At 65.8% G+C, this 19794-nt stretch carries 18 protein-coding genes; 4 read left to right on the top strand and 14 right to left on the bottom strand.

The window, feature by feature from the left end; genetic code table 11:
• From Q7F20_RS03705 to Q7F20_RS03695, 3 genes are all read right to left on the bottom strand, one after another.
• The coding region (locus Q7F20_RS03705) for a site-specific integrase (protein ID WP_305738761.1) at positions 1 to 199 on the bottom strand (199 nt) is incomplete at its 3' end.
• Positions 200 to 356: 157 nt separating this feature from the next.
• A complete protein-coding gene (locus Q7F20_RS03700; protein WP_305738760.1) occupies positions 357 to 989 on the bottom strand; it encodes a hypothetical protein in 633 nt (210 codons plus the stop codon).
• An 805-nt stretch (positions 990 to 1794) separates the two neighbouring features.
• On the bottom strand, positions 1795 to 5880 hold the full coding sequence (locus Q7F20_RS03695; protein WP_305738759.1) for an RHS repeat protein: 4086 nt from the start codon (positions 5878 to 5880) through the stop codon (positions 1795 to 1797).
• Here Q7F20_RS03695 and Q7F20_RS03690 point away from each other — a divergent pair.
• Positions 5858 to 6103, top strand: a complete 246-nt coding sequence (locus tag Q7F20_RS03690) for a hypothetical protein (RefSeq protein WP_305738758.1) — start codon at positions 5858 to 5860, stop codon at positions 6101 to 6103. The genes Q7F20_RS03695 and Q7F20_RS03690 overlap by 23 nt on opposite strands.
• A 226-nt stretch (positions 6104 to 6329) precedes the next feature.
• Here the strand turns inward: Q7F20_RS03690 and Q7F20_RS03685 are convergent, their stop codons facing one another.
• Positions 6330 to 6782: an Lrp/AsnC family transcriptional regulator gene (locus Q7F20_RS03685; RefSeq protein WP_305738764.1), complete on the bottom strand. Its 453-nt coding sequence runs from the start codon at positions 6780 to 6782 to the stop codon at positions 6330 to 6332.
• A 123-nt stretch (positions 6783 to 6905) separates the two neighbouring features.
• Between Q7F20_RS03685 and Q7F20_RS03680 the strand changes: the two genes are divergently transcribed.
• Positions 6906 to 7466 (top strand): alpha/beta hydrolase, encoded by a 561-nt coding sequence (locus tag Q7F20_RS03680; RefSeq protein WP_305738757.1) that lies wholly within the window; start codon positions 6906 to 6908, stop codon positions 7464 to 7466.
• A gap of 231 nt (positions 7467 to 7697) precedes the next feature.
• Here Q7F20_RS03680 and Q7F20_RS03675 read toward each other — a convergent pair whose 3' ends face one another.
• From Q7F20_RS03675 to Q7F20_RS03630, 10 genes are all read right to left on the bottom strand, one after another.
• The gene (locus tag Q7F20_RS03675) at positions 7698 to 8267 is read right to left on the bottom strand and encodes a recombinase family protein (RefSeq protein ID WP_305738756.1); all 570 of its coding nucleotides are present in this window, start codon (positions 8265 to 8267) and stop codon (positions 7698 to 7700) included.
• 199 nt (positions 8268 to 8466) lie between these two features.
• On the bottom strand, positions 8467 to 10056 hold the full coding sequence (locus Q7F20_RS03670; RefSeq protein ID WP_305738755.1) for a glycoside hydrolase family 32 protein: 1590 nt from the start codon (positions 10054 to 10056) through the stop codon (positions 8467 to 8469).
• Positions 10046 to 10390 (bottom strand): hypothetical protein, encoded by a 345-nt coding sequence (locus Q7F20_RS03665; RefSeq protein WP_305738754.1) that lies wholly within the window; start codon positions 10388 to 10390, stop codon positions 10046 to 10048. The genes Q7F20_RS03670 and Q7F20_RS03665 overlap by 11 nt, the downstream gene beginning before the upstream one ends.
• A 32-nt stretch (positions 10391 to 10422) precedes the next feature.
• Positions 10423 to 10635 (bottom strand): twin-arginine translocase TatA/TatE family subunit, encoded by a 213-nt coding sequence (locus Q7F20_RS03660; RefSeq protein ID WP_305738753.1) that lies wholly within the window; start codon positions 10633 to 10635, stop codon positions 10423 to 10425.
• Positions 10636 to 10670: 35 nt separating this feature from the next.
• Positions 10671 to 11429 (bottom strand): twin-arginine translocase subunit TatC, encoded by a 759-nt coding sequence (tatC, locus tag Q7F20_RS03655; protein ID WP_305738763.1) that lies wholly within the window; start codon positions 11427 to 11429, stop codon positions 10671 to 10673.
• Positions 11430 to 11485: 56 nt separating this feature from the next.
• Complete coding sequence (locus Q7F20_RS03650; RefSeq protein WP_305738752.1) at positions 11486 to 12346, bottom strand: carbohydrate kinase; 861 nt, start codon at positions 12344 to 12346, stop codon at positions 11486 to 11488.
• A gap of 103 nt (positions 12347 to 12449) precedes the next feature.
• Positions 12450 to 13877, bottom strand: a complete 1428-nt coding sequence (locus Q7F20_RS03645) for a glycoside hydrolase family 32 protein (protein ID WP_305738751.1) — start codon at positions 13875 to 13877, stop codon at positions 12450 to 12452.
• Entirely contained in the window at positions 13874 to 14782 is a 909-nt protein-coding gene (locus Q7F20_RS03640) for a carbohydrate ABC transporter permease (protein WP_370871610.1), read from the bottom strand. The genes Q7F20_RS03645 and Q7F20_RS03640 overlap by 4 nt, the downstream gene beginning before the upstream one ends.
• Positions 14779 to 15726: a carbohydrate ABC transporter permease gene (locus tag Q7F20_RS03635; protein WP_305738749.1), complete on the bottom strand. Its 948-nt coding sequence runs from the start codon at positions 15724 to 15726 to the stop codon at positions 14779 to 14781. The genes Q7F20_RS03640 and Q7F20_RS03635 overlap by 4 nt, the downstream gene beginning before the upstream one ends.
• Complete coding sequence (locus Q7F20_RS03630; RefSeq protein WP_305738748.1) at positions 15726 to 17132, bottom strand: sugar ABC transporter substrate-binding protein; 1407 nt, start codon at positions 17130 to 17132, stop codon at positions 15726 to 15728. Before Q7F20_RS03630 ends, Q7F20_RS03635 begins: the two co-directional genes overlap by 1 nt.
• 137 nt (positions 17133 to 17269) lie before the next feature.
• Here Q7F20_RS03630 and Q7F20_RS03625 point away from each other — a divergent pair, with 137 nt between their 5' ends.
• On the top strand, positions 17270 to 18319 hold the full coding sequence (locus Q7F20_RS03625; protein ID WP_305738747.1) for a LacI family DNA-binding transcriptional regulator: 1050 nt from the start codon (positions 17270 to 17272) through the stop codon (positions 18317 to 18319).
• Positions 18320 to 19792 carry a glycoside hydrolase family 32 protein gene (locus Q7F20_RS03620; protein WP_305738746.1) on the top strand — a complete coding sequence of 491 codons (1473 nt, stop codon included), beginning with the start codon at positions 18320 to 18322 and terminating at the stop codon, positions 19790 to 19792.
• Positions 19793 to 19794 lie beyond the last annotated feature (2 nt).

Raw genomic sequence — 19794 nt, 5'->3', positions numbered from 1 at the left:
GGAACGCGGCGACCTCGGTCGGGTCGACTGGTGCTGTGGTGATCTGCTCGAGCTCGTGCGGTTCGGAGATTTCGTGGTCAACAAATCCGGCACGCCACCGCGCGAACTGTCGCAGGTCCGACCGGTAGGCGCGGATCGTGTTCGGCGATAGGGAGGCTTCGGCGAAGACCTGCGGCGACGGGACAACACCGGCGTGCACCGCAACTTCTTCACCCTCTGCTGCATACCGCTGACGGGCGACAGCGGTGCGTGAGCGCTCAGCGGCATCGCGGCGCCCCTGCGATGCCGAGCGATCGAGAGCGGCTTGGCTCATGCCCAGTCCACCTTCTCGCCTGCACGACAGCCCCGTACGGCAGTCACAGCAGCGCCTTCGCTCTCCGCTGAGCTCGCCGCTTCCGAATAGCACCCCTGACGGTCTGGCAGATGTCCGCGAGGGGGCCGAAGTAGTCCTCGCGTCCAGGGGTGCCGGCGAGCCGGCGGGCATCGTTGCGGCGGGCCAGGCGCTCAAGAAGGACCGCTGTGACCAGCAACGCCCCAACGCCAGCGGCGGCGAAGATGAATCCGGCGGCCGTGTCGCCCCAGTTGCCGCCGTTCCCGGCGCGGATGAAGGCCGCGGCACTGACGATTCCGAAGAACACGACGTAGGCGGGCATGAGCACGCGTGGGAAGTCGAAACCAACGGGCGTCGGGTTCCGCTTGACGTACGACGCGGCGTTTTCGCGGACGATACGGCTGAGCTCGGCGCGGAGCTCATCGTCCTGGACAGTGGTGACGAGTCGGGTGCCGTTCGGCTGCGGGAGTTGAGCCAGTGCGGCCAGCATCGCGGACGCGCCCTGTGCTCGCTCGATGTGGTGTCGCGCTCCTGAGGCGCGAAGCGCGGCGACTGTGGTCACGATGCCGCCGAGCGTCCCCAGGATCGTCACCACGCCCCCGAGCACCGTCAGTAGGTCGTCCATCCAGGCACTCCCCTGCTCCTCGGCGACCTTCACCAGTCACCGCCTCAGTTCCGATAATAGTTCTTCTCGGATCGTTTTGACGGGGGTGGAAGCGGCTGCAGTAGCATCGTTGGGCTCTCGCCGGCACTTTTCGCCGACAGCACGCGTGGCGACCAACACGAGCACCACGCGCTTCGGGACCAGAGGCCGCCGCTGCGCCGCGAGGCCTCATGACCAGCGGACGACGGCAGGTGGTGAGTTTCCCGGACGGCTTCGTCGTGTGGGAGTACCAAACGGCGGCACTCCTCGAGGAGGAGTGCCGCCGTCTCGTCAACCTTGGGCTTGCGATCGCGTCAAGACAGTCTCTTCTTGTGTACAACCAGACCGATGGCGAACCCAATTGTGCAGACCGCTCCCGCGATCAGGACCGGCAACCCCCAATCCACCCCGACGCTCACGAGCAATATTCCGATTACGAGCAGGATCGGTGCGACGATGACGCCGATGGTCCATACGGCAGTCCAGAACTTGCGAACCTGTTCGGAGTGCCGATCGTTAGTCATTGGCTAGCAGTTCCCATCGGATGCAAAGCAGTGGATCCCAGGAACCGTTGACGTCGCGCCGGTGGTCGACTACTCATCAGGGTCATCCACCATCACTGTACTAAGGGCGTCGTCTCAGACTCGCAGGACCCATGATGAGAAGGAACGATAGTCCGACTCCTACAGCTATCGCCGCCACCAAGAACGCAACCCAGGAACCCCAGCTGGTTGCTGCCGAAGCGATGGTGAGAGCGACGAGGACTACAACGGCCGGTATGAGGATCGCGCAGACAATCGAGTTATAGCGCTTCCTTGCTCTAGCAGGCACTAGCCACCGATCCAATCCCATCCACTACCCCGTACGCCGAAGCCCCGAATCCGATCACTCCAGCCACGCCCAGCGCAGTCGACCATCCAAATGACGGGATCTCGGCCGCAACTGATCCGACGATAGCAACACCAGAAGCGATGAGCCCAAGGCTCGAGAAAACGAGACCTGTGACAGCATGACCACACTGCGACACGCGTCCGGTGGGGTCAGATCCGTTGACGGGATCGCAACCAACGAAGGCGTACCGGTTGGCGTTGCCCGGGTCGAGGGCCACATCGAGCGTGTCCCGTTCCGCCCACGATCCGGTCGTTGCGGAGAACCAGCGGTACCCAAACTTCGTCAGCCCACTGTCGCTGTTGCTGGAGCGGAGGCCAGCCTTGTAGCCGTAGGGGTTCTGCTGCCACTGCGTGCTGCTTTCACCCTTGGTGACGGTCTCGGCGCCGTAGGCGTCGTAGGAGACCTGGTAGGCGATCTTGCCGGTGTCCGCGATCGACATGGCCGGATTCCCGATGCCATCGAGGACGTAGAGGCTGGTGACGTTGTCGCTGGTGCGGAGGTCCAGCGGCTGCCCGGTGACCGGGTCGGTGAGCACTGATGCGGTGCCGGTGCCGATCTGCTCGCGGGTGGCGATCACGGGGACGCCGTTGGAGTCGCTGATGCCATACGTGTAACCGTATTCCGCTCCCCCGTCGGTGGCCTGCCACAGAAGCTTGTTCATGTCCGCGCCGGCGTACTCGTAGCTGGTCGTCACACCGTCCTTCGTCGACGAGGTCAGCTGCTGCGCCCCGTTGTACGTGTACGTCTCACCCGGCGCCGCGGTGAGGTTGCCGGTCCCGTCGTACGTGTACCCGTCCGTGGTGATCTGCGATGCCGCGTTGTAGGTCAGCTTCTGGTCACTGATCACGGCGCTGGTGGTCGCGTTGGTGGCCTTGGCTTCGGTGCGGTTGCCTGCGTCGTCGTACGTGAACGCCCAGTTCGTCGGGTTGGTGCCGCCGGACTGCGTAATCCCGGTGAGGTGCTTGGTCTGGGTCTTCCCGTCCGTGTCCGTGTACCCGTAGTTCGTGGCCTGCTTGCTGATGTTGTCGTACGACCACTGCAGCTTGCTGCGGTCGTTCGCCGTCGACGTCGTGCAGGTCGGTGCGGTCGTGGTGGCCATATAGCAGTAGTCGGTGTCGACCACGAGCTGCGGATCCTCGTTCGCAGCCCACGCCTGCACCTTGGTGACCTTGCCGGACTTGTCGTAGGACAGCTTCTGGTGCGCGCTCCACGTCGACGGTGCAACGCCGGGCGTTGCCGATGCGTCGGCGCCGAGCCAGGTGTCGGTGCGGCGACCCTGCGGGTCAGTGAGGTAGATCTGCTTCGCCGTACCCGAGCTCGTCGGGTACGTCGTCGCGGTCAACACCTCGGACGCGTCGTACGTGTGGGAGACGGTGCCGGTGGAGTCGGTGACCTGCGCCGTGTTCCCGGCGAGGTCGTACCCGTAGGACACGGTCCCACCGCCGGCGGTGTTCACCGTCGAGACCAGACGATTGCGCTGGTCGTAGCTGTTCGTGATGGTGCCGGTCGCGGACGCCTGGCTGGTCTGGTTGCCGTTGCCGTCATAGACGTTGGTGACCGTCGCCGTCCCGTCGCTGAACGCGGCGGACGTCTGCCGGTCGTCGGCGTCGTACCCGTACGTGGTGGTGTTTCCACGGCCGTCGGTCTCGGTCGCGACGCGGCCGAACGCATCGTAGGTGTAGGTCTTCACCCCGAGGGTGGTGCCGGTGGGCGGGGTGATCTTCGACAGCTGCTTGTTGCCGTCGTAGGTGTACGTGGTCGAGTTCGACCCGTTCCCCGGCGCCGTGGCACTCTTCACCGTGCCGTCGGAGTTGTACGCCACCTTCGCCTGGATGGTGGTGTCCGAACCGGACTGGGACGACGTCTGATTGCCGACACCGTCGTAACCCATGGTCGTGCTGTTGCCGGAGCTGTCGGTGACCTTCGACGGCAGGTACGCCGTCGCCGACCCCGACCCGTACTCCGCCGTGCTCGAGGAGCCCGACCCGGTGGTGGACTTCGTCAGCGACTGGCTGCTGTTCTTGCCGTACTCGTTCGACGTAGTGCCCGTCCCGCTGTCACCGGACGCACCGGTCGTGGACTTCAAGACACCGTTGTTCGCCGAGTTGTAGGTCTTGGACCGTTCACGTCCGGCCGGGTCGACGGTCTTGGTCACCAGGTCGTTGGCGTCGAGCGTGTACGTCGTGTGCGCCGCGGCCGCGATCGTCGCGGACTGGTCCGACCGCGGGTCCGCCACCTGCGTCGACGTGTCCGACGCGTAGGAGAACCGCGTCACCGCAGTGCCTGCGGACCCGGCCGTGGTGTTGCGCTGCTCCACCTTCGTGACCCGGTCCGACGAGTCGTACGTGAACGCCGTCACGCCACCAGTCGGTGCGGTGATCGAAGTGAGATCTCCGCTCGTGTACGCAAACGTCGTCTTCTTGCCTGTCGCGTCCGTGTAGGTGGTGATGTCCCCCGCGGAGCTCTTCGCCCACGACACCGAACGCGAGCTCGAGCCGGAGGTTTGCGAGAACGTCTGCCTACCGTTCGCGTACGACGACTGCACCGTCTTCGCGCCCGCCACACCAGCGGTCGAGGTCAGGGACTTCAAGGTGTACTTGTCATCACTCGGGGTGAACGTCGTCTCATTGCTGTTGCGGTCAACGATCTTGGTCGGCTGTCCCGCGAGGTTGAAGGTTGTCGTCGAGTTCGTCGTCCACCCCTTCAGCTCGTACTGATGCTTCGACCCGCTGTCGACCCGCGTGAGGGTCTGCTGCAGACCCGCGGGCGACGTGAACGCACCCTGCGTGCCGGTCGGGGTGAACTGCCACGCGGTGCCCGCTGCGTCCGTGTAGACCACACCGGTGCTGTTCGCGGTCAGGTCACCTGCACCAGCGAGCGCGTACTGCCACCGGTTCGCGTCCATCGTGTTCGTGTTCGCCACGTTCGTCGCCCGCGAGTTGTAAGCAGCCCCGATCGTGGTGTTCTGCGTCACCCCCGGCACGTTCAACGCAGTCGTGGTGACGAGCAGGTTGCCGGTGCCGACATCAACACTGGCGTTGGTCTGGTCGGTGATCGGGAACGGCAGGGTCGTCGCGGAGGTCCGCTGACCGGTCCGGTTCGTTTTCCCGGGGCCGCCCGGAAGCGAGTTGTAGACGCCCTGCAGGTCGACGATGTAGTCCGTCGCGGCCGGACCCATGTTCTTGATCCGCACCTTCCCGTTCGCACCCACCGGCACGACCACCGTGTTCGACACGATCGACGTCGCGTCGCTGTTCAACGCCGACGATGCCGGTTCCGTCGCTCCATCGGCCCAGATCTTCGCGTACGAGTCGCTGCTGGTGGTGTTCTTCGCGGTGAACGTCAACGCCACCGCCGACAAACCACCCTCAACCGTCGGCGCGCCCGCCTGCCCAGCAACCTGCACCGTCAGCGACGACCCGGACGTGATCGACGCCGTGTCACGGGTGTCGAGCAGCCGGCCGACCGTGGGAGTGAAACCGCCGCCCGGATTCGCGGGCAGGAAGTACCCCTGAATGTCCACCACCAGGTCGATGCGGCCACCACCGCTGGCGGTGTCGATGAAGAACTTCCCGTCAGACCCGAGCCCGACCTGCGCGTTCATCGCGGTCGTGAGGTCCTTCGTGGAGTTGTAGTTCAACGACCCCGTGCTGCCGTCCTCACCATTCGGGGTGGGACGCACCCAACCGGCCTTGGCCTCCCGGTTGATCACGATGATGTTCACCGCGACCGCCGCCGCACCAGCCGGGATCCCATTTGCCCCCGTCACCTGCAACGTCCGCCGCGACCCCGCCGGGATCGTGCCCGCAGCGCTCACCCCGGTGCCGTCGCGTGTGTCCAACGCCCGCACCGGCGCCATCGCCGTGAACCCGCCCGCGGACGCGCCGTCCTGCGTGGAGGTGTAGTAGCCGGTGATGTCGATGATGACTCGCGACTCCGTCGTCTGCGTTCGCACCTGGATCGTGCCGTCATCAGCGACCGCGAGCAGGCTCGTGTTCGACGTGTTCCCGCCCACACCAGCGTCATACGTCAGCAGGATTGTCGATCCCGTCGACGATGACGGCCGGCCCGTCATCTGGCCCGTGCCGCTCGGGTTCGCGACCGTAATCATCATTGTCACCGCGCCGATCCCCGACGACGGCATCCCGTTCACGCCAGCGACCTTAACCGTCTTGAACGTGTTCGCTGTGGTGCCCCCATCGAGCACCCGTGCGTTGGCGGGCATCGGCACGTACTGACCGCCCGATCCCGTCACTGCTGCCCGTGCCGGCGCCGGCGGCGACACCACCGCCAGCAGCGACCCCAGCAGCGCCACCACGGTGAGCAACGCGAAGAGCGCCCATCGGGAACGAGCAGACAACAGCGACGATGCGAACACGCGCAGAACCCCTCAACAGGCCGCACCAAGCTGTGACGCCCCCATGGCGTCGCTGAGCAACCATCCAGGACGATACGGAGCAACCCTCACCACCGCACCCCCACATATGGGGGTCGAAGTGAACACAGTCCCACCACTAAAAGACCTCCAACGCCAGCCGACCCGTAAGTGGATAGGCCTAAAACACCCGGCGAAGTCAGTCCGGAAGCGGATCCCCTTCCGGACGCGTCAGTCGTCGGAGTCGTGGTGTGGTGTGAGTGGTTTATCGGGGTAGTCGCGCAGCACGAGCGCGGTGCTGCGCCGAGGTGTACGTGGGTCGTACGGAGGCGGACGACTGCATGGATGGTGAGGCCGACGGCGGCCGGATCGACGGTGGCATGGTAGCCGGTGATGATGCCCTGCCGTTCGAGGCGGAGGATGCGAGCGCTGGCCGCGGGCTGCGACAGGCCGACCCGTCGTCCTACCTCCGCACCGCTGAGGCGCCCATCGGTCTGCAGCAGGGCGAGGATCTTCCGGTCGGTCTGGTCGAGCGGTTCCATCGTGTGCAGCGCCTTCCGCTTCGTGATTACTCGCTGGCGAACCATCCCTGCGATGCCTTCCATCATGCTGGCTCGCGTGCGCTCCGCCGACCGGCGGCAGGAGAACGGAAGCAGAGGTGACTGGTGATCGGACGCGTGATCGTCCCCGGGATCGGTGGATCCGACGGGACGCACTGGCAGACGCTGTGGCAGCAGCAGTGGGGAGCGGACGCGGTCCGCATCGACCCGGGGTCCTGGTCGCAGCCGGATCTCGACGACTGGGTCGCCGCAGTGGACCGCGCCGCGCGTCTCATCTCACCACGGGTCGAGGGGATCGCGCTGGTCGGGCACAGTCTCGACTGTTGGGCGGTGGCCGAGTGGCTGCTGCTCAGCCCCGTCGACGTTCCGGGCGCCGCGTTCCTCGTGGCGCCGCCCGACCCGACGGGCGACGTGTTCCCGTCCGAGGACGCTCCGACGTTCGTCGCGCTGCAGGCACGCAGGTTGCCCGTTCAGAGCACGGTGGTGGGGAGCACGGACGACCCGTACTGCGGTCTCCGGGGCGCCGAACAGCTGGCTGCTGCCTGGGGGAGCGACCTCCTGCAGGTCGATCGGGCAGGGCACCTCAACTCGGCCAGTGGGCTCGGGACGTGGCCGACCGGCCGGGAAGCTCTCGAGCGACTCGAATGCCTCGTCCTTAGGGTCTGAGGACCCAGCGAGCACCGTCCCGGTAGCCGATCCTCGGGCGGGAAGCACTCACCTTCGGCGGTTGCGTCGCCACCTTCTGATGAGTATCCCGGCGACAAATGCCGCCGCCACCACGATGAGAACCCACCACTGATTGTCGTAGCCTGCCGCGAACATGGCTCCGTTGTACGCCCCCGCGCCCCTCGGAACGCCGTCCGATAGCCGGTGGCTACCCGGGAATCGGGCTGACTCTCACTTCGGATCGGCGCGGTGGACCGCTCGGTAGACAGTCGCCCGGGCCACTCCGAACAGCTCAGCGAGATCGCTGGTCGTGTGGGTGCCAGCACGGTGCAGCTCGACCAGGTGCTTCTCTTGGGCCTTGTTGAGCTTGGGCTTGCCGCCGCGGAGCTTGCCGGCTGCCTTCGCGATCGCCATGCCCTCGCGGGTGCGGGCTCGGATGAGGTCGGCCTCGAACTCGGCGACCATGCCGAGGACGTTGAAGAGGAGACGGCCGACGGGGTCGGTGGGGTCGTAGACCGATCCCCCGAGGTTGAGGGCGACGCCCTTCTTCGTGAGCTCGTCCGCGATATCAGTCGCGTCGCGGAGCGATCGGGCAAGGCGATCGAGCTTCGTCACGACGAGGGTGTCGCCCGCTCGGACGGAAGCGAGGGCCGATCGAAGGCCGGGGCGTTCCCTCGTGGTGCCGGACATGCCGTGGTCGACGTGGATGTCCTGATCTGCAACTCCAAGAGCATGCAGGCCGTCGCGCAGCGCCGCAAGATCCTGTCCGGAGGTCGAGACGCGGGCGTATCCGATCAGCATGAGGGCAACTGTACTGTCAGCCGTACCCTCACCGGGCAGTTTTGCGGGACAGGCTGTTGAGAAATTTAAACCTAGACGTTTCCTGGGTACGAGATCCACTCCCTCAAGCGCTCACAGGCGTCCGGGGAACGACCGGCTGGTGGGCAGCCAAAAATCAGCCCAGGGCGGAAGGCGACTACTACCTTCCGCCCTGCGCGCGCTAGCTTCCGTATTCGCGGATGGTGATGTTGGAGAAGGTGGCGGTGCCGCCGTCGGAGTACAGCGAGATGCCTGTGTCGCCGGCGTCGAAGTTCACCTGGTTGGACAGGACCGTGTAGCCGGCGTTGACGAACACCTCGACGCTTTGCGTGTCGACGAGGATGCGGAGGTGCACGGCGCGGGCGGCGGGATCGATGGGCGCTGCAGCCCGCGTGTAGGGCGCCAACGTAAATCCTGCACGGTCGGACGGCGCGCGGTCGACGTACAGGTCGCTCCCGTACTTGCCGATGTTGGTGTGTCGCGCCCCGTCCGCCGAGCGTCCGACCGAGATTCCGACGTTGGTGGCGTTGGTCCACGTGACGTCGAGCTCGATTTCGTATGCGCGGCCGTTGTAAGGCAAGACCATTGAACCGTTGACGGACTGGTTTGCGATCGGCACGGTCCGCTTGGCGGTGCCCTTGAGCGCCTCGATCGGTGCACTGAGGAGGGTGTAGCGACCATCGGTCTGCTTCTGCAGCGTGATCTCGCGGACGATGGAGTTCTGGCCGTTGTACCCGTCGGAGGCGTCGGTGGGGACCTGCCGGTTCGCGTACTTCCAGTTGTTCATCCAGCCGATGCCGTACCGCTTCGTTGTCGGCGCTTCGTTGGCCGGCCATGTGACTGCTGCGTACCAGTCCCACCCCCAGTCGAGCCATTGCGGTGTGACGTTGTCTGCGGTGTAGGTGGTGCCGTTCCAGGAGCCGGTCCAGTATGCGTACGTGCAGGGCAGTCCCTCGTTGTAGGCGTCCATGCTGCCGGCGAGGACCCAGTGTTTGGTGCCGTCGTCTGCTGTGATCTGGAAGAGGTCGGGGCATTCGATGCCGCCGAGGTTGTGGTCGGGGTAGTCGAAGTTGTGCTGCAGCGTCCAGTCGATGAGGTTCTTCGATGTGTAGAACGCGGCGTAGCGCTGCCGGCCGATGACGCAGACCCATTCGTTACGGGCGTCGTCCCAGGCCACCTTGGGGTCGCGGAACCACTCGGCGTTGGCGATCTCCGCGTCGGTGGTCGCGGCGCGTCCGTCGGTGTTGACGATGACGGGGTTCGGTCGGGCGGTGAAGGTGAAGCCGCCGTCGGTGGAGTAGAAGAGGTACTGCTCCTGGTACTTCCGAACGCCTCCGGTGGGGCGGGTGGCGAGCGCGATGACGGCGCCGGCGCCGTAGCCGGCCGTGTTGTTCGTGTCGATCAGGGTGCAGCCGGTCCAGGTGGGCAGGTTGGTCTGCAGGGGGATGACAGTGCCCTGGAAGGTGAAGTTGATGCCGTCGGTGGTGGAGACGTGGTCCCACCCTCCGTCTCCGTTGTCGACATCGGAGTGCAGGTAGTAGAGCTGGTAGGCGCCCCGGGTGAAGACCGGTCGCTGCGGGTCGGACAGCCATCCAGCTGGCGGGGTCATGTGGTACTTCGCGCGGAATGATGTCGCTGCGGTGGCTGACGTGGAGGCGGATCCAGCGGTGGCGGCCTGTGCTGCTTCAGCGGGTGCCGCGGTGGCGAACAGCGCCAGGGCGCCGATGCCGGCGCCCTGGAAGAGGGCTCGGCGGTGAAATTCAGATGTCATCGTTGACTCCAATTCGAGAGCTGGTTGGTTCTGCAGTGTGGGTAAGCGCCGTTGGTTCAACGGCGGATTCGCTCGGTGTCAGAGGTTGCGTGAGGGCGTCGCGGATGATGCGGCGCGGGTCGTAACGGCGCGGATCGAGTTCGGACCAGTCGATGTCGACCCCGGTCTGCTCCTCGATCTGCGCTTTGGTCGTGTCAGCCCATCCCCGCAGCTGGCGCAAGAAGGCGGTGAGCTGTCTGGTGTGGGCGGCTAGCCGAGCCGGTCCGAGACACAACCCGGCGATGACGGCGATGACGGCGATGACGGCGATGACGAGCAGTTTCTCGACGTCCACGGTGCTTCCTCGTCAGCTCGCTGGTGACCAGCTCACTCGTGCGACGGCACGGTGCCGTCGTGTGCGACCGGGGCGCTGGCCTGGTCGGAGCTCTTCTTGTTGTCGTCGGCGTGGATCTCGCTGCGGAAGATGTTGAGCGACTGTCCGAGCCCCTTTGCCAGGGCGGGCAGCTTGGTGGCGCCGAAGAGCAGTATGACGATGCCGAGGATGATGAGCAGGTGGATTCCGGTGAGGTTGCCGAGCATGATGAGTCCTTCGTGTGAAGGCGGCGCAGCGGACGCTACGTCACGGGGTGGGTTGAGGAGGTTGCCGCGAGGCGGCGAGCAAGGCGGCGGTCATGCAGCCAGGCGACCGCGCATGCTGCGAGGTAGAGCACGCTCATCGGGATGGCGAGCAGGAACATCGACGCGATGTCGGCGGAGGGTGTGACGAGTGCGGTGAAGATGAGGATGCAGAGCACGGCAATGCGCCATGCACCGAGGATCGCTTTTGCGGTGAGAACTCCGACGAAGTTCAGCAGGACGAGGAACACCGGCAGGACGAACGCGATGCCCACGGCGAGGACGAGCTTGACGGCGAAGTCGTAGTACGCCTTCGCGTCGACGATCGAGGTGTCTTGGTGGGCGACGAAGCTGCCGAGGATCTGCACGATGTGCGGTAGGACGTACCAGCCGAACCAGCATCCGCCGAGGAAGAGGGGGATCGCGGATCCGACAAACCCGACGGCGTAGAGCTTTTCCTTCCGCACCAGCGCAGGAACGATGAACGCCCAGACTTGGTACAGCCAGACGGGGCTGGCGATGACGACCGCGATGGTGATCGTGATCTGGAGGCGCAGATCGAAGGCGCCGCTGATGGCGGGGAAGTTCAGTTCCGCGGTGTGACCGCCACCGGCGTTTGCAAGCTCGGCAACGGGTGCGCGGAGTTGATCAAGCACGAACGGTGTGAGGAACCAGCCGATGACCGCGCAGACTGCAATGGCGAGCACCGCCCGGAAGAGCCGCTTCCGGAGCTCGTTGAGGTGCTGCCCGAGTGACATCGTTCCGGCGGCGGGACGCTCCTGCCGCGTCGTCCCGCGAGGAACGGACGGGGCGCTCATCTGGTGGGCTCGCCTAGTGCTGTAAGCACGTCATCGGCGGTTGGTAGGTCCGCACCACGACGGCTCACGGTGATCGCCGCGGCGCTGGCGCTGACCTGCCCGAGTCGTTTCAGCGCGATGGAGTCCAGGGCATCGAGCGTGCCGATGGTGTCCTGGAGTTGCCAGATGAGGGTGGCCATGTACGTGTCGCCGGCCCCGACCGTGTCGACGACGTCAACGCGTTCGCCGGGCACGGCCACCCGCTCTCGAGTGGTCGCGAGCGTTGCGCCGGCGGCACCGGTGGTGATGGCGACCAGCGTCACGCCGAGCTCGAGGAGCCGGTCGAGGACGACGTCGGCGCTGTCGCCTGGGTAGAGCCAGGCGGCGTCCTCGTCGGAGAGTTTCAGCACAGTGGTATCTGCAGCGAGCTGCTCGAACCGGACCCGTTCTGCTACCGCATCTCCGAGGAGCGCGGGTCGGATGTTCGGGTCGAATGAGACGATGCCACCGGCGGCTGCAGTGCGTTGAACGAGCTCTCGCACTTTGCCCGCTCCGGGCTGCAGGAATGCGCCGATCGATCCGATGTGCAGCCATCGAGGCGTGTCCGGCAGGTGCGGCAGATCCCATTCGATGCCGAACTCATAACTGGGCTGCCCGTCCGGTGCGAGCCGGACTGTCGCCGCGGAGGTTCTCGTGGCACCGAAGACGCCTGGCACCAGCTCAACCCCTGACGCCTCGAGGTGATCTGCGATCTGGTGGCCGCGAGCATCGTCACCGAGCCACGTGGCGAACTCGACCGGCACGCCGAGCCGACCGAGCCCGAGAGCGACGTTCGCGGGGCTCCCGCCGGGAATCTCCCTCGTCGTTTCGTCGTGCACGATGTCGACGAGCGCTTCACCCGCAACGGTGATCCGATGCACAGTCATCTCCTTCGATGATTGGGAACGAGGTGGTGCCGGCGCACCTGTCGGCGCCGCTCCGCTAGATCGAGGCGGATTTAGCGGCGACGTCGGCGGCGGGAGCTGAAACAGTTGTTACGCCGGGCTTGAGATCCCACGCCAACGCCTGCTTTGGGCCTTCCACGCTCCACGGCGGCGCCTGCGTCGGGTAGACGCGGGTGGTGATGGAACGTCCTGCGCTGGTGAACAGTTCGAGAACCGAACCGTCCAGCAGCACTCGGACTGCGGGTCGGTCCGCGGTCCGGTCGAAAGGAGCATGAATCACCGCGGGGCTCGGGTCAGCGCGGTGATCCGTGCTGGCGTGCGCCCGGTCGACGGTGAGGGTGTCTGCATCGACGTCGACCGTGATGTCGAGGTATTCGGCATCGGAGAAGCGCAGCCGGATGCAGCCGCTGACGGCGACGGGGAGCACGATCTCGGCTTGCGCGCCGATGCGAGCACCGTTTGCTGCGTGCGAGCTGCCGGCGCGGAGGGCGTCGATTGCGGGATGGGGTTCGGTGCCGAGCCGACCGTTGGTGATCCACGCGCGGCGGGGCAAGGAGATCGCGCCGGACCAGCCTGCCTGTTCGGTCCACTGCTCGGTGCGGCCCTCGGTAACCCATCCGAAAAGCACCGGCCCCCAGGAGCTGGCTCGCATCACGGAAGCCGCGTAGAAGTGCTGCCCGTCGTCGACTTTGAACGGCGAAGGAGACCCAGCCAGCGGGATGGCGACGACGTCGCCCGGGCCGGCGGCATGCGACCAGGACGCCACGATCGCGATGTCGGTACCGTCGACAGTGAGGATTTGCGGGCACTCCCACCCCTCACCGGTATCGATGCCGTTGACCGTGTCGCGTGTCATCGACACCAGATCGCCCGCGTGGGTCCAGCTGATGCCGTCGACGGATCGGTAGTGGCGGATGGAAGCGGTCTGGTTCTTGGCGGCCGCGCCGACCGCCATCGACCAGCCGTCGTCCGTCTGCCAGACGAACGGGTCGCGGAACATGGTGATCGCCTCGTCAGCGGACGGGTCGGCGACGACCTGCACGGGAGCGCCGAACGTGATCCCACCGTCGGTAGATTCCGCGAGGAGGACCGACTGGAACGGACTGTGATCGACTTTTCCGGAGTAGTAGGCGCGGACGGTGCCGTTGTGCAGGACCGTGTTGCCAGACCATGCGCCGCCGGAGTCGGCGCCACCGGGGACGGGGACGATCGCTGGGCGGTGGAGCGTCCAGTGCACGAGGTCGTCGCTGGTGGCGTGTCCCCACTCGACGGGGATCTCGAGGTCCACTCGCGGCCGGGACTGAAAGTACAGGTGCGCCTGCCCGCCGATGTCGATGGGGCCATTCGGGTCGTTGACGTACCCACGAGGGAGTCGGACGTGGAACTGCGGAAGGTGGTGGTCTGCTGCGGTCACGGCGGGTGCGGCTTCCTGGGGTGCTGGTGGCAGGGCGTGGAGGTCGGTCATCGGGACGATCCTGCGGTGACGCCTTCGATGAAGTACCGCTGCGCGAAGATGAACAGCAGCACGCTCGGGATCATGGTCAGCACGACGCCGGCGAGGACGACGGAGATCGATCCGGTGCCGAGGTTGCCCTGCAAGCCGACGAGTCCGAGCGGCAGCGTGAAGGTGTCCTGCTGGTTGAGGAAGATCAGGGGCCGGTAGTACTCGGCCCAGAATCCGGAGAAGTTCAGGATCGCGAGGGTCGCGATCGCGGGGCTGGCCATCCGCGAGTACACGTGCCAGAACACCCCGAACTGGCTCGCGCCGTCGATGCGGGCGGCTTCACCGAGCTCCTTCGGCATCTGCATGAAGTACTGCCGCATCAGGAAGGTACCGAATGCGCTCCCGAGCGCGGGGACGATCAGGGACGCGATGGAGCCGGTCAGCCCCATGTCCTTCAGGATGACGAACACCGGGATGATGATCGTCTGGATCGGGACCATCATCGTGGCGAGGAAGATCCCGAAGATGGTGTTCTTGCCGGGGAAGCTGATCATCGCGAACGCGTACCCGGACAGGGTGCAGGTGATGGTCTGTCCGACAACGATGAGCAGTGTCACGAGGACGCTGTTGACGAAGAACTGCCCGATCGGGATCTGGTTGAACACCGCGGCGTAGTTGCCGAAGTCCCACGAGAGCGGGATCCATTGCGGCGGGTTCTGGAACGATTCCGCCGGGGTGCGCAGCGAGGTGGTCAGCGTCCAGAGCAGTGGCCCAAGGGCGAACACGGCGGCGATGATCAGGATGATCATCCCAAGGATGCTTCCCACCTTGGCGACGGGCTTGCGGCGCCGAACGATGTGGGCGACGGCTGGCTGAGCGACGGTTTCCGGGGCGTGCAACGGGTTGAGGGTGTCTGTGGTCGTCATTGGTAGAACACCAGCTTTCGGGCGGCGATGAACTGGATCCCGGTGATGATGCCGATGATGACCAGCAGCAGGATCGCGATGGCCGAGGCGAACCCGAACTGCAGGTTCTGGAAGCCGGCCTGGTACATGGAGATGGTCGCGGTCGTCGTTGCGGTGCCCGGTCCACCCTTGGTCATGATGAACGGCTGATCGAACAGCTGCATCGCGTTGATCATCGCGATCACGGTGGCGAACAGGATCGTCGGGCTGATGAGCGGAATCTTGATGCGGAACAGGGTCCGCCAGGGGCCGGCGCCGTCGATCGCTGCGGCTTCCTGCACGTCGACCGGCACCGCGAGGAGCGCGGCGACGAAGAGCACGAACGTGAAGCCGACCTGCTGCCAGACCACCACCATCACGACCGTGACCTTCGCCCAGAACGGGTCGTTCAGCCAGTGCGCGCCGGGCAGTCCGATCTCGTTGAGGTAGTAGTTGATGAGGCCGAACTTGGTGTCGAAGATGTAGCCCATGAAGATCGACACGGCGGCGGTTGAGGCCAGCAGCGGCAGGTAGAACGAGGTTCGGAAGAACACGCGGGTGGCGTTGCGCTTCCGGTTGTTCGCCAGCACCGCCAGGAGCAGGCCGAGCGAGATTTGCAGCACGACGATGGCGATCGCGAGGGCGACGGTCACACCGAACGACGCGAGGACCGGCCCGTCGGTGAAGAGCCGCGTGTAGTTGTCGAACCCGACCCACTTGGGGCTGCTGATGACGTCCCAGGAGGTGAACGAGAGCCCGAGGGAGGCGAGGATGGGGATGAGGGTGAACACGGCGACGAAGATCACCGCGAGCCCGATCATCAGGAAACCGAACGTGGACTCACGTCGGCGGGCACGCTTGGCCGCCGGCCGGCGGGCTGCGACCTTGGCAGCCCGCCGGATGGGTGTTTCTGTTGCTGCTGTCATCACGAAGCCTGCGAGGCTGCCTTCTCGATGTCTGCCTGGAGGCCGTCGAGGGCCTTCTTAGCGTTCCCGGAGGAGATCGCCTGGGTGGTGCGCTGGTTGAGGGCGGTTGCGAGGGCGTTGTAGTACGGCGGTGCAGAGATAGGCACCGAATTGTCGAGCTGGTCGTAGAACACCGACCAGTGCTCCGGACCGGTGGTCTTGTACCGCTCGGCGGTCATCAGCGACTTCTGCGCCGGGGTGGTGACGTTGCCGGGCCAGAGGGCGTCGAAGCTCTCCGGCTGCACCATGACCTTGATGACCTCGAACGCGAGGTCCTTGTTCTTGGAGGAGTTGAAGATGCCGTATCCGCCGGCGCCGAAGAGCGACTTGTTGCTCTTCCACGTGGGGAACTCGACCACATCGAAGCTGCCGTTTTTCATCCCGGCGTTGTGGAGGCCACCGGCCCAGAATCCGCCACCGATGGTCATACCGATCCGGCCGGATGCCATCAGACCCTGCAGCGTGGCGCCACCGCCGACGTCGGGCGACGGGGACGCGCCGGACTTCTGCAGGTCGATGACGTACTGCAGCGCCTCGATGGCGGCATCCGAGTTCGCCGTGGGGTCGCCCCACTTCCAGCCGCCCTTGCGGCCGGAGACCCCGATCGGGTTGTCGGAGAAGGCCTTGCTGTTCCACAGCCAGTCGCCGCCGGAGTACTTGCCCTCCTCGAGCAGGTTCCCGTCGTTGGCGTAGAGGAACGAGGTCCAGCTGCCCCAGAGGCGAACGACCCAGTCGAAGGCGTAGGTGCCGCCGCCGACCTTTGCGATGCTCTCAGCCGAGGAGTGGAAGTCGTCCATCGACCACTTGCTCGTCGGGCGGGTCAGGCCAGCCTTGTCGAACAGGTCGGTGGAGTAGAACATGCTGCCCGCGTTGAAGCTGTCGGGCAGCGTGTAGAGGTGCCCCTGGTACATCGTCGACTCGAGCAGCGCCGGGTGGGCCCCGGTGAAGTAGGTGTGCAGGTCCGAGAGGTTCTTCGTGACGTAGTCGTCGAGCGGGGTGAGGAGGTTCTTCGACGCCAGCAGCTGCTGCCCCTCGGTTGCGACGCTGACGATGTCCGGGACGTCACCCGAGGCGATCTGCGTGAGGACCTTGGCGAGGAAGTCGTTCCAGTCGGTCCCGTTGATCGCAGTGACCTGCAGGCTCGCCTTCTTGTCGAGCTGCTTGATCTTCGGCTCGATGGCCTTCTGCAGGGCCGTCGCGGCGCTCTGCTCACCGAAGTAGAGCATCTTCACGGTGCCGGAGGTGCTGCCTCCGCCGCCGGTGGTTGAGCAAGCAGCCAGCGATCCGATGCCGGCCAGCGCGAGGCCTGCGCCACCGAACTTGAACAGCGTGCGCCGGTCGATCGGGGTGCTGAATCCGTTCGCCATGGGTCGCTCCTCTCTGAGCGATCGTGACCCCGCTAGGTTGGGGCCAATACGTATTTGCAGGGCGAGCGTACACACCAACTGGACGGGGCGCAATACGTATTTGCTTCTGGCATGATGAGGGCAACGGAGGAGGGTCGATGGCGAGCCGCAAGCGGACAACACAGAAACAGCGCGTCACCATGAAGGACGTCGCGCGCCACGCTGGCGTGTCCCAGCCGACGGTGTCGTTCGTGCTCAATGATCGCCGTGACGTTTCAATCGCGGCAGAGACGCGCACTCGCGTGCTCGAGGCCGCGAAGGAGCTGAAATTTCAGCCGAACCGGGCGGCGCAGTCGCTGCGGTCGAACCGGTCCTACACGGTCGGCGTGATCGCCGACCGGCTCGTCTCGCAGCCCTACGCCGGTCACATCGTGCTGGGTGTCCAGCAAGCCGTGCAGGAGGCTGGATACGTCTGCTTCGTGGTGGAGACGGCGCAGACCACCGACGGCGGTAAGGCTGCCGTTGAGAACCTCGTGCAGCAGGGCGTCGCCGGCTTGGTCTACGCAGCCCCCGGCCCCGAGTACGTCACCCCTGTCGACGGACTGGACACGGTCCCGACGGTCTTCGTCAACTGCTTCCCGCCCGGTGGAACGCCTGCGGTGACGGTGCTCGCCGACGAGTACCAGGGCGGCTACGACGTCGCCGCCGCTGTGTTCGCAGCCGGCCACGCCGATGTCGCCTTCCTCGGCGGCCCCGAGGACGACTACGCCTGCCAAGAACGAAAGCGCGGACTCGACCGCGCCGCCGCCGACGCGCGCATTCCGTCGACGCAAATCAGCATCACGTTCGGCACCTTCCAGGTGGGATCCGGTTATGACCTCGCGGTGGCGGTACTCGCGGATGCGGCCAACCGTCCGACGGCGATCATCTGCGGGAACGACCGGATGGCGGTCGGCGCGTTGATGGCGGCGCAGTCCCTGGGGATGCGCTGCCCGGAGGACATCAGCATTGTCGGCTTCGACGACCAGCCCGACCTTGCCGACCAGATGCATCCGCCGCTCACCACCGTCGCCCTGCCACACCAGCAGATGGGCTTCGAAGCCGGAACGCTGCTCCTGGCGGAGGCGGAACAGCCCGGCCGACACCTCGTGCCCTGCGAATACGTCGCCCGCAGCTCGCTCGCGGCCCCACGACCCGAAGGAACCTAAGTGACCCTCCCGTCCAGCACTCACTTCCAACCCCCGAACGGCTACGTCGGCGACGTCATCCCGTTCGAACACGACGGAACCGCGTGGCTGTTCTACCTTCTCGACGAACGACCGGACGCGCCGCCGCTCGAACGGGCAACGGGGATGCCCTGGGCGGCCGTCACCACCACCGACTTCGTCACCTTCACCGACAAGGGCGTCGTACTGCCCTCCGGTGGCCCCGACGCGAGCGACTTCGACTGTTACACCGGCAGCGTCGTCCGTGATGACGAGGGAACGTTGCATCTGTTCTATACGGGGCACAACCCCCGCATCAAGACCGGATCCGCTGGTGGCGGGAAGGACGCTCAGATCGTCGCGCACGCGACGTCGTCTAGCGATCTGACCGACTGGATCAAGCACCCCGAGTGGGACTTCCCCGCACTCGCGGGCTACTCCCCCGAAGACTGGCGAGACCCCTTCGTGTTCCGCCCCGCTGCCGACCGGCCCTGGCAGATGCTCCTCGCCACACGACGCTTGAACGAGCCGTACCGGCGTTCCGGCCTCGTTGCTCGGCTCGAGTCCGATGACCTCGTCACGTGGCGGGACGCCGAGCCGATTTGGGAGCCGCACCGCTTCATCACGCAGGAATGCCCGGACGTGTTCCAGTGGGGTGAGTGGTGGTACCTGGTGTACTCGGAGTTCTCCGACGCCTTCTGCACCCGGTACCGCATCGCGAAGTCGCCGGACGGCCCATGGCTCGCGCCCGCTGATGACACTGTCGACGGCCGAGCCTTCTATGCAGCGAAGACAGTTGCCCTTGGCGATCAGCGGTACTTCGTCGGGTGGATCGCGTCGAAGGAAGACGAACGCGATGGCGGGCCGTGGCAGTGGGCAGGCACCATGGCGACGTTGCAGGCCCACCAGCGTGCCGACGGATTGTTGCGGTTCGACCTACCTGACGGGGTGAAGGCTGCGTACCCGAACGAGGTCGACGTCACCGCTGAGCTTGAACAGGCCAGCGGTGCTGAGGCAACCGTCGGCGCTGGCGCAATCACCCGATACGCATCCTGGGTTGGCCCGGAGCTACCAGAGGAAGCGCTCGTGGGTGTGGACCTCACCCTGGAAGCAGACACCCGCTCGCTGGGTTTGCTCCTGCGCACCAGTGACGACGGGGAAGAGGGCTACGCGCTTCGCCTCGAACCTGACCGGAACCGGCTCGTGCTCGACCGTTGGCCACGTGGCACGACCGGAGCTGAGCAGTGGCAGATCCTTGGCGATGTGCCGCACGCCGTCGAGCTCGAGCGCCCGATAGAACTCGCCCCTGGCAAGCACCACATCGAGGTACACCTTGACGGGGACATCTGTGTCGCTGTCATCGACGGGGCCGTTGCGCTGAGCACACGCCTCTACGACCGCCCTGCCGGCCGCGTCGGCGTATTCGTGCAGGACGGCACGTTCACGCTTGACCGCCTGACGGTCCGCACTCGCTAACG

It is taken from the genome of Curtobacterium sp. A7_M15 (assembly GCF_030705415.1).
Classification (GTDB): Bacteria; Actinomycetota; Actinomycetes; order Actinomycetales; family Microbacteriaceae; genus Curtobacterium.
Note: the sequence above shows the minus strand (reverse complement) of the source record. Positions and strands in the feature narration are given on the sequence as shown.